Origin of the sequence: Pseudoalteromonas sp. bablab_jr011, from assembly GCF_016464045.1 — a bacterium.
In the GTDB taxonomy this organism is placed as follows: Bacteria; Pseudomonadota; Gammaproteobacteria; order Enterobacterales; family Alteromonadaceae; genus Pseudoalteromonas; species Pseudoalteromonas lipolytica.
In genome coordinates this window covers 98,737-110,709 of record NZ_JACDWU010000135.1, presented here as the reverse complement: position 1 = coordinate 110,709, position 11,973 = coordinate 98,737, and the positions used below count along the sequence as shown (strand labels likewise).

11 protein-coding genes are annotated in these 11,973 nt (G+C 41.7%); 7 read left to right on the top strand and 4 right to left on the bottom strand.

Going from position 1 to position 11,973, the window contains the following annotated elements; translation table 11 throughout:
• Positions 1-161: 161 nt before the first annotated feature.
• Complete coding sequence (locus JIG41_RS06570; RefSeq protein ID WP_199524457.1) at positions 162-2,087, bottom strand: S9 family peptidase; 1,926 nt, start codon at positions 2,085-2,087, stop codon at positions 162-164.
• A gap of 187 nt (positions 2,088-2,274) precedes the next feature.
• Between JIG41_RS06570 and JIG41_RS06565 the strand changes: the two genes are divergently transcribed.
• From JIG41_RS06565 to JIG41_RS06550, 4 genes are all read left to right on the top strand, one after another.
• The gene (locus tag JIG41_RS06565) at positions 2,275-2,874 is read left to right on the top strand and encodes an FMN-dependent NADH-azoreductase (RefSeq protein WP_036966872.1); all 600 of its coding nucleotides are present in this window, start codon (positions 2,275-2,277) and stop codon (positions 2,872-2,874) included.
• Positions 2,875-3,029: 155 nt separating this feature from the next.
• Positions 3,030-4,526: a cryptochrome/deoxyribodipyrimidine photo-lyase family protein gene (locus tag JIG41_RS06560; RefSeq protein WP_118844486.1), complete on the top strand. Its 1,497-nt coding sequence runs from the start codon at positions 3,030-3,032 to the stop codon at positions 4,524-4,526.
• Positions 4,516-4,662, top strand: coding sequence for a DUF2256 domain-containing protein (locus JIG41_RS06555; protein WP_074988977.1), 147 nt, complete (start codon positions 4,516-4,518; stop codon positions 4,660-4,662). The genes JIG41_RS06560 and JIG41_RS06555 overlap by 11 nt, the downstream gene beginning before the upstream one ends.
• 253 nt (positions 4,663-4,915) lie before the next feature.
• Complete coding sequence (locus tag JIG41_RS06550; protein ID WP_036966867.1) at positions 4,916-6,058, top strand: N(5)-(carboxyethyl)ornithine synthase; 1,143 nt, start codon at positions 4,916-4,918, stop codon at positions 6,056-6,058.
• 80 nt (positions 6,059-6,138) lie between these two features.
• Here JIG41_RS06550 and JIG41_RS23035 read toward each other — a convergent pair whose 3' ends face one another.
• Positions 6,139-6,267 carry a hypothetical protein gene (locus tag JIG41_RS23035; protein ID WP_256719279.1) on the bottom strand — a complete coding sequence of 43 codons (129 nt, stop codon included), beginning with the start codon at positions 6,265-6,267 and terminating at the stop codon, positions 6,139-6,141.
• A gap of 31 nt (positions 6,268-6,298) precedes the next feature.
• Between JIG41_RS23035 and JIG41_RS06545 the strand changes: the two genes are divergently transcribed.
• Positions 6,299-6,727 (top strand): OsmC family protein, encoded by a 429-nt coding sequence (locus tag JIG41_RS06545; RefSeq protein WP_036966864.1) that lies wholly within the window; start codon positions 6,299-6,301, stop codon positions 6,725-6,727.
• Positions 6,728-6,778: 51 nt separating this feature from the next.
• On the opposite strand, the gene JIG41_RS06540 is transcribed toward JIG41_RS06545, so the two are convergent.
• Positions 6,779-8,212 (bottom strand): dipeptidase, encoded by a 1,434-nt coding sequence (locus tag JIG41_RS06540; protein ID WP_230235588.1) that lies wholly within the window; start codon positions 8,210-8,212, stop codon positions 6,779-6,781.
• Between the two features lie 214 nt (positions 8,213-8,426).
• On the opposite strand from JIG41_RS06540, the gene JIG41_RS06535 reads away from it, so the two are divergent.
• Complete coding sequence (locus JIG41_RS06535; RefSeq protein ID WP_074988980.1) at positions 8,427-8,567, top strand: DUF2986 domain-containing protein; 141 nt, start codon at positions 8,427-8,429, stop codon at positions 8,565-8,567.
• A gap of 231 nt (positions 8,568-8,798) precedes the next feature.
• Positions 8,799-9,656: a GyrI-like domain-containing protein gene (locus JIG41_RS06530; RefSeq protein ID WP_065978586.1), complete on the top strand. Its 858-nt coding sequence runs from the start codon at positions 8,799-8,801 to the stop codon at positions 9,654-9,656.
• Positions 9,657-9,722: 66 nt separating this feature from the next.
• Here the strand turns inward: JIG41_RS06530 and JIG41_RS06525 are convergent, their stop codons facing one another.
• Positions 9,723-11,855, bottom strand: coding sequence for a TonB-dependent siderophore receptor (locus JIG41_RS06525; protein ID WP_118844488.1), 2,133 nt, complete (start codon positions 11,853-11,855; stop codon positions 9,723-9,725).
• Positions 11,856-11,973 lie beyond the last annotated feature (118 nt).

Below are 11,973 nucleotides of genomic sequence, written 5' to 3'. Positions count from 1 at the left end.
TTTCTCGTATCTACTCATGTTTTTTCCTTATATGACTTCGCTAAAAATCAAGTAAGGAATTAACATGAGTATTTTTTCAGGCAAAGCCTAAATGATGATAACCACCTACTGAAGTAGGTGGTTTAGGGCCGAAAATAAAAAGGCGACCTAAGTCGCCTTTTTTAGTCGCTTTTTAAATGTTCATCAAAGAAATCTAAAAACGCTTTTAATGTTGTAATACGATAAGGCTGATGTGACAGATAATGATCTCCCTCTTCGAGTTCAATATACGTGACATTTTTTCCTTCATCGCTCAGCTCATCTTCCATCTCACGGCTATGATAAACAGGCACAACGTTATCGTCTGAACCATGCACGAGCAAAACTGGACGGTTAATTTGCTTTGCAAAATTAACCGGTGAGTATTTTGCCAACTCATCGTCGTCGGTACCAAATTGCTTACGCACAATTTCTTTATTTGTAAAGTAACGCGCTTTACTCACAATGCGTTCTAAATCGGTGACACCCGCAAAACTCGCGGCACATGTAAATGTTTCAGGATGCTTAACAACAGCCATCAACGCGGCGTAACCACCATAACTTGCGCCGCCGATGCAAATTTTATCTTTATTAGCGATACCTTGTGAAACTAACCAAAGAGCGGCATCTTGCAAATCATCTTGCATTTTTTTACCAAACCCTTGCACTGTAGCCATTTCAAATTCATGGCCATACCCACTTGAGCCTCTAAAATTCGGTTGTAAAACGGCATACCCATTGTATGCAAGTAAAGCAGTCCAATAATCAAAACCTGAGTAGTCACGCGCCATAGGTCCCCCATGAGGGAATATAATTGTTGGTAACGTATCCCCTTCTTTATAGCCCACGGGCAAGGTTAAGTACCCTTCAATCGTTAAACCATCACGTGCCTTATAACTAATTTTTTCTTTCCCTGAATAAACACGGTCATCAATGTCTGGGTACGCGCTGGCGAACACGGTGAGTTCATTGGTGTCACGGTTACCAAGCATATATGTTCCCGTGCTTCCATCACCTGTCAGGTAAAGTACATATTGGCGCTGGTTTTCACTGGTATCGATTATATCAATATCAAACTTATCAGCCGGTAATACCGCACGCAGTGATGTATACAGCTTATTTAAATCGTCATCCCAATAACGGATCCCTTCTTCAATATTTGAATGAGTAAACCCTGCAACTTCGCCCGTCAGAGGAGAGTAAAAAATCCCTCCATCAAAGTCGTAATTATCATCACTAAAAACGAGCTCTTGCTTTTTCGTGGTTAAATCCATTTTAAATAATGCGTCATAGCCATTTTGAAGCGCTTTAAAATAGATAATATTGGGGTCTTTATCAAAGCCTAATATTGTCACACTCTCTTGGCTAAATGCTTTAAATTTGAATAATGAGCGGCGGTCTAATGAACCTTCGTCATACAGGAAATATTCAAATTCATCTTCATCCATTTTTCGAGCAATACGCACATTACCTTGACGGTCAGCTATCCAATCGGTCACTTTGCTGCGCTCGCGTTGAACTCTTTTCTTTCTTAGCGTGTTAAGATCGAGCTCATAGACTCCTGGTGTATTTGCTATTTCAAAGTCGCCTTGAATCAAGATTTTATCTTTTTTGTCAGGTAAAAAACTTATAACTTGATCAGCAAACTGGGGTTGGCGCTCATCACGTCCATAGTTAGGCTTAATGGCAAGCTTTGCTTTGCCTTTATCATTAATATTGTACGCATAAAGGCGAGTAGATGAATATTTAGGGCCGCCAATTTGACGTTGTATATAGCGTGCACCGAGAAGTAATACCTCATCGTTTGCCCACGTATACCAATCAAAGAAAATCGTATGATTATCAGCGCGAATAATGGGAACAGCTTCTTGTGTTTTGCGGTTGTACACCATTAACACCAGCTCACCTTTTATATTACGAATAAAGGATAAGTGCGTGCCACTTGGTGACAATTTAACCTGGCTGGTAGATCTTAATGAAGCAAATGATTCAACAGACAGTGACGGCTTTTCTTCTGCGCGAGCAGTCAAGCACAGTACTACAAAAATACTTAGCATTAAGTATTTCATATAAAAGTCCTTTTTTTTAAAATTGTTAAATGAGCATAACATTAAGCATTTAAAAAATGCGAACAGAAATTATAGCAGCGTTGCAACCGTTCTATTAAAGCGAACGTATCACTCAATTTTTACCATTATTATTTCATTCATACCCTCATTATAATCGTTACATCAATTCAGTTTCTTAGGTGACATGATGAAAAAAGTACTTGTGTTAAATTCATCTTTAAATGGTGAACAAGGTAATTCGACTAAACTTAGCCAGCTATTTGTTGAGCAACTATCAAGCAAACAACAAATTGCTGTCACCACTCGCGATTTAAGCAACGATGCTATTGCTCACTTAACGCAAACAGAAATGGCAGCATGGATGACTGACGCTAACGAACGTAGCGACGAGCAAAAAGCACTGGCGGCTATCTCTGACGAGTTAATTGCAGAACTTACTGATAACGAATTAATTGTTATTGGTATGCCTATGTATAACTTTGGTATTCCATCAACATTCAAAGCATGGATTGACCGTATCGCACGCGCTGGTATTACGTTTAAATACACAGAGCAAGGCGCTGTCGGTTTGCTTGAAAACAAAAAAGTCGTTGTACTCGCTGCTCGTGGCGGTATATACCAAGGCACCGACATGGATACACAAACTAAATACTTAAAAGATGTACTTGGTTTTGTGGGTATCTCAGATATTAACTTTATCTATGCCGAAGGCTTAGCAATGCCGGGAGCAGAGCAAAGCTTGCAAGCTGCAGAGCAACAAATTAGTTCATTTACAGATAACCTGTAAAAATGAGGCGGCCACGATGACAGTGGCCGCTTTTACTTTTAGTAAAAGCCATTCAATCGTACGCCTCCTCATAATCAACTATTTCTCTCCTTGAATAATCATATCTGCGTTCTCATACGTATCAATCACGTGTTCAAGCAATTAACTATCAAGCTATGCCCACTGCAGGGAAACAAAAAATCAATATAGTATGGTTTAAACGTGATTTACGGCTTTCTGATCATGCACCACTCGCACAGGCCGCCGATTCACCTTTACCCTGTTTGCTTATCTATAATTTTGAGCCAATTTTGTTAGATGATCCTCATTATAGCCACCGTCACTGGCGATTTGTTTATCAGTCATTATGCGATCTCAATGCACAGCTAAAAAAACAACAAGCCGAAATTGCAATTTACAATCAAGACATGATCTCCTTGCTTGAATCTTTATCTAATGAGTTTGATATTAAGGCCATATACAGTCATCAAGAAATTGGCTTACTCAATACCTTTGAACGTGATAAAGCAGTGCATAAATGGCTCAAAGAAAAAGCTATTGTTTGGCATGAAACGCCCTTAGGCGCAGTCGTAAGGGCACGACCAGCACAATTTGATTGGCAGCAGCATTGGCAAACCGTGATGCAGCAACCTTTAATCACGCCTAACTGGCATTCTTTTAATGCTATTTTACCTTCGGGCTACAGTGCTTGCGAGCATGTAAAACAGTATCAAACAAATGATGAGCAGTTTCAGCACGGAGGACCCCACGCAGCCAGAGCCGTATTAAAAAGCTTTATAGAGACAAGAGCTCAGAGCTATCAACAAGGTATTTCGAGCCCATCAAAAAGCAAAGAGTCGTGCTCACGTCTTTCACCCTATTTAGCATGGGGAAACTTAAGCCTTCGTCAAGTGTATCAAACTCTCAGATACTACTTACCCAAACGCCCTTCGAGTTGGCGCCGTTCGCTGCATGCATTCGAATCACGATTGCATTGGCACTGTCATTTTATGCAAAAGTTTGAAACTCAATGCAGCATGGAGTTCGCACCGCAAAACCCTGCGTATCAACACTACCCCTATCGAAATGACGACAAGGTTAGCGAGCACCTATCACGGTTTGAACACGGCAACACAGGCATCCCGCTTATTGACGCCTGTATGCGATGTCTTGCAGCTACAGGCTATATTAACTTTAGAATGCGGGCGATGTTAGTCAGCTTTATGACCCATCATTTAAATATTCACTGGCATTGTGTCAGTCTTATATTGTCGCGCTACTTTTTAGATTTTGAGCCCGGGATTCACTATCCTCAAATACAAATGCAAGCCTCTGTCACTGGCACTAATACGATTCGACTGTACAACCCCATAAAACAATCTGAAGATAAAGACGCAGACGGCATATTTATTAAAACATGGTGCCCAGAGCTTAGTAATTTACCCATCGAATATATCCATCAGCCATGGCAACAGCCACCAATGGAAGCGTTATTTAATAATTTTAAATTGGGTGAAGATTACCCTGAGCCCATGGTTGATTTAACGCAAGCAGCGAAGGAAGCCCGCGAAAGGTTGTGGGCATTTAGAGAGCGTGATGATGTAAAACATGGTGCCAGAGCGGTACTCAAAAAGCACATCCTCAGTTTACAAAGGCAACACAATGGCACATAAAAAAGTGAACTTACCGACAAAAATATGCCCTGTATGCCAGCGCCCTTTTGCATGGCGTAAAAAATGGCAACGAGACTGGCAACACGTTAAATACTGCTCAGAACGTTGTAAATACACTAAAAACAAAGCGGAATAAAACAATTTAAAAGGAGGCTTAAAGCTCACAAAGCAAACAGTTATCCTGTTATACTCACGGTGTGCGCACACTACAGCACAACCAACGTGTTACTCATAGCACGTTAAAATCCTGATTTATCACTGCTTAACATTCAGCACTTATTAACACCTTTTACTATGCATCACTTTACAGCGTAGGCTTTCGCTTGCCTGTGAATCCTTTTCGAGTTTATTAACACATGCGTTAATGAACATATAATCAAGGTTGTAGCATGAATAAATTAAAGATCGGCGTCATTGGCACTTCACGCAAAACAGATGAACGACGTTACCCTATTCACCCAGAGCACTTAAAACGGATTCCTGAAGAACACAGAAAGCAGCTTATTTTTGAACAAGGCTACGGAAAAGACTTTAATATAACAGATGATGAAATCGCAGCGCTTACTGGCGGTATCGCTTCTCGCAGTGCACTTTTAAAAGACCTTGGCACAGTGATTATCGCTAAACCCGTTCTTGCCGATTTAAACGAATTAAAAGAAGGCGGGACTCTGTGGGGGTATGCTCACTGTGTTCAACAACGCGATATTACCCAAGCAGCATTAGATAGAAAATTAACCTTAATAGCCTTTGAAGATATGTTTGTTTGGTCACCAAATGGGCATGCGGGTCGTCACACTTTTTATAAAAACAACGAAATGGCTGGTTACTGCGCCGTTATCCATGCATTGCAATTAAAAGGGGTTGACGGTCATTACGGAAATCAACGCAAAACCGTTATTTTTAGTTTTGGTGCTGTTAGTCGTGGGGCAATTTATGCGTTACAAGCTCATGGTTTTAGAGACATTACAATTTGTATTCAACGCCCTGATCATGAAGTTCGTGAAGAGGTTTTAAACTGTCATTACGTTAAAGTACGTCAAGGCTCTGAGGGAGAAGCCCGGATGATGGTCGTAGAACACGACGGAACACACAGACCCTTAATCGACCTCATTAGTGAAGCCGATATTATTGTTAATGGCACTTTTCAAGAAACAGCGAACCCAGTGCATTTTGTGATTGAGTCAGAGGCTGATTGCCTTAAACCGAATAGCTTAATTATAGATGTAAGTTGCGATGAAGGTATGGGGTTCTTTTTTGCTAAACCCACGTCATTTGCCGAACCAATGTTTCGTTATAAAACCATTGATTATTACGCTGTTGACCACACGCCTAGCTATTTATGGGAAAGTGCAACACGTTCAATCTCTGCTGCGTTAATTGTTTATTTACCCAGCGTGTTAGCGGGAAGAGCGCAATGGCAAAAAGATGAAACAATTCGACGTGCCATCAATATTGAAAACGGAATAGTAAAAAATAAGGCTATTTTGTCATTCCAAAACCGCCAGTTAACATCGCCCTATCAGGTCCTCTAAATTTACAAAATAAATCGACGTTATTTTTATGTGGTGTTAATTGTCCCAAGTTAGATTGAACGCAAACAGAAAATAACGTCTTACCAATCAGCTAACGCCATACTAACTTGTTCATAGCGAACGGCTTGTGCACAGTCACCTTGGCCTTTAAGTTGCAACGTATCGTGTAAGTGACACTTTTTTCGGCGAAAACCATGAAAGCATTTCACACTCGCCGAAATAATTACAAAGGAGATGACTATGACGATTAAAAAAACCGCACATTCGAGCTGGTCTGGCGACATTAAATCAGGTAAAGGAAGTATTAGTACCCAAAGCGGTGCTTTAGATAAACAACCGTATGGGTTTAATACCCGCTTTGAGGGCAAGGCTGGTACGAACCCCGAAGAATTAGTTGCAGCAGCACACAGTAGTTGCTTCAGTATGGCACTGTCGCTGGCATTAACAGAAGCAGGGTTTACTGCCGATGACATTACAACCAAAGCCACCGTCAGTCTTGATGAAGTCGATGATGGTTTTGAGGTCAGCCATATCGCTCTTGAGGTAACAGCAAAAATAGCTGATATCTCTGAAGAGACGTTTAACGAGCTGTGCCAGCAAACTAAACAAGGTTGCCCTATATCAAAACTGATGAATGCAGAAATTTCCCTTAGCCAAAAATTAAATTAACTAAACAAAAGCGCCACTTCATTGAAGTGGCGTTTTTACGTTTGCAAATGATTACATATTTCCGAGCTTTATCATCATCGCGGTGTACATTTTTAAATTCAGCGCTAATTGCTGCTCAGTAATAAACTCATGTTCTGAGTGACCCGTGTATTTTTTACCTGGCATTGATGGCCCAAACGATACAGCATTATCAAACAGCTTTGCATTTGTGCCCCCGCCAATCGACACAAACCCCGCGTCTTCATCACCCGTAAAGTGCTTAAAAATATCCAATAAAGCTTGTGCATGCGGTGCGCTGTCTAACAGCATAGGCGTGCCAATAACAATATCAGTGTCTTTTAATGTCACGTTATTACGTGTTTGCCACGCAGTCAGCGCATTATTAATTTGCTGCTTTAATACGTCTTCTTGCTTTCCGACAGGGCGACGCATATTAACCGACAGCTTAATTTCATTCCCATCACGTGATAACAATGTTGGCGACACAGTCATAGGCCCCATAAAATCATGTTGATAAGCAATTTCACCAAACTGAGCGCCATATAAGTCAAGGCCAATTAACTGGTTAATAAACTCGATTGCTTGACCGTCGCTGTTGTTTTCAAGGTCTAGTCCTTTAAATATTTCAGCAAGATGCGCTATGGCATTTTCGCCCGACTCCGGCTCAGACGAGTGAGCTGAGGTCCCTTTTACTTGCACCAATAAACCTTCTTCTTGTTCTTTTATCGCCACTTTCACGTTTTTAAGTTTACCAACGTTATCGTGTAATTTTGCCACAGTCGCGGCATCCGCATTATGCACTAACACACTGGCATCTTCTGGTATTTGACTTACAAAAGCACCGCCTTTTAAATCAGTGACATATAAGCCTGTTTGCGCTGAAGTGGCTGAAAATGTTGGCGCAATTAAACTCCAGCCTTTTTCTGCCACTACGACCGGATACGACGCATCAATCGTCACCGCATACTTAGGTTGCTGGTAGGTTTTCATAAACTCTTTAAGTGGCGCCCAATCCGACTCTTCAGCAAGGTATACCATCAGTTCAATACGGTTATTTAGAGTAACCCCTTTATCTTTAATGGCTTTCATTGCATGGAGTGCTGTGGCAATTGCGCCCTTATCATCCTCAGTACCACGGGCAATCAGCTTTCCAGGTTCAGAGGTTTTATCCATTTTAAACGGGCTTTGTTGCCATTTACTGGCATCAGCAGGTTGAACATCCCCGTGCGTAACAATCGTTACTTTCTCAGCTTGGTTGCCCATGCCTATTAATACTGTGTAGCCTAAATCTTGATAATCAAAACCAAACTGCGCCGCTTTCATTTTTAAAAATGATTTAAAGCCAATAAAGTCTGGATTATCGGGCGTAGCTAGGCCCTCTTTATTGACCGTTGGATACGAAACTAGATTTTCGAGGGTATGAATTTGTGCTTGTTGATAGCGCTCGACCGCATAGTTAGCCAGTTGTTCACTTTGTTCAGCGATGGCAGCCTGACCAGAAAAGGCACTAAATAAGAATGCAGCAAGTAATGAATGTTTCAAGATAAGCTCCAGAGTTTTAGAAGGTTTTCGCAAGTAGACCTTGATTGTAACGGTTATAATCGCGACATGATATCTCTTGTGCGACGAAAACTGCTCGGCTTCTGAGCAATTGCTCTGTACAATACTGACTGGCCTATCCCATAACTTACAAAGTACCATGAACCGTAGAAAAAAGATCTTCACTAAACTGAAACAAAAAGACAAACGCGCCAATGCTAAATTACACAAAAGCAGTAAGCCTGCGTATGTTTCAAAAGCTGAGCGTGAAAAACTAGCGCAACAAGAAAATGAGATGTAGCCGCGATTTTACATCACATAATTTTTTAGCATAAACCTGGGGCACATCTCATCCCCGCTATTTTTAGGTCGTGCTTTAGCGCGTCTTTATTTTGCCCTAAAGCAACACCTGCTAGCACGCTACCTATTTACTCAATATCAATTAAACTCAAAATGCGCAATTTCAATCAGGTAACCATTTAAGGGTCATGACACACTTAACACACTTCTGAATAAGCATTAACGAGTCATCATGAAAACGAAGCAACAACAACGTATTGAGCATGTTTGTGATTATATTAGTCAGCATCTCAATGACTCTTTATCACTCGACACTTTGAGTGATGTAGCCTGTTGTTCAAAATATCATTTTCACCGTTTATTTGCCGCTTCAGTGGGAGTCAGTGTGACTAAGTACACGCAACTTGCTCGCTTAAAACGTGCATCATTTCGACTAGCATTTGAGCATCAAGTCAAAGTGATTGATATTGCACTCGAAGCACAGTTTGATAGCCCAGAGGCATTTAGCCGCGCCTTTAAACGCACTTTTACACAGTCTCCTAGTGAATTCAGAAGCAAACCAAACTGGCCTAACTGGCACTCTCAGTTTGAATTTTCTTTACCTGATAAAAAGGACTGTTTTATGAATGTAAACATTGTCGACTTAAAAGCCCAGCCCGTTGCTTTATTAACCCATCAAGGCGCTGCAAATACCCTTATGAATACCGCCGCACATTTTATTGACTGGCGAAAAAGCTCAGGATTATCACCGGTTAAAACCAGCAACACCTATGGTATTCCATACAGTGACCCTGCAACAACTGAAGATCATGCCTTTCGTTTTGACTTTGCCGGCAGCATTACAAAGCCAATTCCTGATAACCCACAAGGAGTCAGAAATGGCGAGATCCCAGCGGGACGCTGTGCCGTAGTGCGCCATAATGGTTCACACGATACGATTAGCGATACAGTGTATTATTTATACCGCGAGTGGCTACCACAAAGTGGTGAAGAAGTGCGTGATTTTCCGTGTTTCTTTCATTACCTCAATTTAATTCATGAGGTGGATGAATGTGATTTGCAAACTGATATTTATTTGCCGATTAAGTGACACGAAGCGTGTAAGCAGGTTGTAGGCGCGATTTGACATCGCGCCTACAAATACAAAACCCCTTGCCTAAAACCGATAACTGATACTGGCATTATAGGAGCGACCTTGTCCTGCTAGCTGCTCAAAGCCAGTGCGCATATCGTGCTTATAATTAGCAATGTTCACTCCGCCAAGTGGCTGCTGATAATACGCATCAAGTAAGTTAGTAATTGCTAACTTAAAGGTTAAATTTTGCCATGTTTTTTTACTTGAAATGCCTAATAAATTATAGCTATCGGTTTGGTTTTCTAATCGGCGCTCATCCACCTTGTCTTTACTGTCAACCCATTGCCAACTCAAGGTGCTTTCCCAGCCTTTATACGCGTGTTCAAGGCTTAGTTCTGTGTGCCATGGCATAATTTGATATAAATCTTCGTGGCTGTCATCGCGCTCGCCATAATTGCTGGTATACGCTCCTTTTAACTGCCATTTACCTGCTTGCTTCGAATTATACAGCTCAATAAGGCCTGCTAATTTTAGCCCATACAACGTCGCATCTAAATTAGTAAAAGTAAGAATATGTCGCTTGGTATGAGCACTGTCAGTGCGGTTAAAGCTTTGCGTCACTTCAGCATCAATATAGTCATTTACCTGCGTGTACCAGGCATTCGCCGTTATTTGCCAGCTATCATCTTTTGCCTGCTTAGTGTAGCTAGCGCTTAGCGTATGAGCGGTTTCGGCTTTTAAATCAGGATTACCAATGTAGCCATTACCATCACCAAACCAGCCAATCATGGTACTTGCCATAGTGCCAACACCCCAGCTGTAACGCTCATATAAATTAGGGGCTCTGTTTTTACGGGCAAAACCAAATTGCAGCTCATCATTGCGACTTATTTGGTAGCGTGCAAGCAGACTAATATCAACTAAAGTATCGTCACGTTTGCGATCCCGCTGATTAAATTCCATCGCAGCCTGTGCATCGGTTTTTGACATGTCCATCATTGAGTTCATATGACCCACACCGCCCATAGCCCCTTTGTTATAGGCTTGTACGTCGCCTGTATTTGTTGTTACCTGTTCAATACGCATGCCTGCCGACAGCCACCATGCTTGATTAACTTGACTTTCATACTCTGCGAATGCACCCAGACGATTACGTTTACCATCATTAATATTTACGTATTCGTTCGGCCCCATCATCATTGACCCTTCAACAGCAGGCCACCAATCATCGATACGATAACTGTAATATTCGTGCCCAAACAAAAGTGACGATTCTGCAGATAAGTCTAAACGCCAGTGCAACTGATAACTGTAGTCTTGTGCGTCGGTATTCATAGGCATCATGCCGGGTTTCTCTGTACTAAAAAAACCCATTTTGTGCTTCACGTCGTGGGCATTTACTTGTACATGTAATGCGCCCTCTTCAAGATCACGTTGGTACTGTGCCACCATCCCAAAGCTTGTGTTATCCGTCATATCCATGTATTGATTTGGAAAACCCTGATAGGGAATTTTTTGATGGCTAAATTTTACTATAACCTGCTGTTTGTCATCACGAATAGCACCTGTTAATGCATGATTTTGCACACGATATAACGTGTCGAGTACGCGCTCCCCATGACCATCGTTATAACTGTTAGCCTCTTCAAAGCTGCCTTGATAAGACACGCTTACATTGTTGCTCGCAATACCCATACCTAGCCCATAGGCTTGGCTGTCGCTAACGCTTTTATATTGTGCGGTGGTATAACCTGAGCGCCAAGTCAGCTGCTCCGAATCGCTAAACTCAGGCGCAATAGTATTCACACGAATAACCCCGGCAATATTATCGCCCCCGCTGCTAACCGGTGATACCCCCGCAACAACACTGTACGATGTTACTTGATTAGCTGAGACATAGGACAAGGGTGGGTTCATTTGATTAGCGCACGCCGCAGTGACATCCGCACCATCCACTAATACTTTAACCCTGTCTCCCATCATGCCATTTAATACAGGTAAGCTTGATACACCACCCGCCGCTGAAAAATCAACGCCTAAATCAGATAACAGCGAATCGGCAGAGCCAAGCAATTGATGACTATTTTGGGCATGACCTTGCACTTCGATCACTTCAATCGAATCATCAGCAACAGCAGAGACACTTAAAATAGCGCAAATCAATGCAGCAACTTTAGTAACTAAAAAACGAGGGGGAGTTAAATGCGTGTTCATAAGTCTATAAAATAAAAAGTTAATTTATAAACCGATTATAAAACGCATTAATTTGGCTGAACACGTGACATATTGTCGCACCCGCTGCGCAGCCAAAACTGACAGAACACAAAAAATA

Coding starts and splice junctions, on each gene's coding strand:
- JIG41_RS06525 (WP_118844488.1), bottom strand. CDS start 11,855: ATGAACACGCATTTAACTCCCCCTCGTTTTTTAGTTACTAAAGTTGCT.
- JIG41_RS06535 (WP_074988980.1), top strand. CDS start 8,427: ATGAACCGTAGAAAAAAGATCTTCACTAAACTGAAACAAAAAGACAAA.
- JIG41_RS06570 (WP_199524457.1), bottom strand. CDS start 2,087: ATGAAATACTTAATGCTAAGTATTTTTGTAGTACTGTGCTTGACTGCT.
- JIG41_RS06545 (WP_036966864.1), top strand. CDS start 6,299: ATGACGATTAAAAAAACCGCACATTCGAGCTGGTCTGGCGACATTAAA.
- JIG41_RS06555 (WP_074988977.1), top strand. CDS start 4,516: ATGGCACATAAAAAAGTGAACTTACCGACAAAAATATGCCCTGTATGC.
- JIG41_RS06560 (WP_118844486.1), top strand. CDS start 3,030: ATGCCCACTGCAGGGAAACAAAAAATCAATATAGTATGGTTTAAACGT.
- JIG41_RS06550 (WP_036966867.1), top strand. CDS start 4,916: ATGAATAAATTAAAGATCGGCGTCATTGGCACTTCACGCAAAACAGAT.
- JIG41_RS06530 (WP_065978586.1), top strand. CDS start 8,799: ATGAAAACGAAGCAACAACAACGTATTGAGCATGTTTGTGATTATATT.
- JIG41_RS06565 (WP_036966872.1), top strand. CDS start 2,275: ATGAAAAAAGTACTTGTGTTAAATTCATCTTTAAATGGTGAACAAGGT.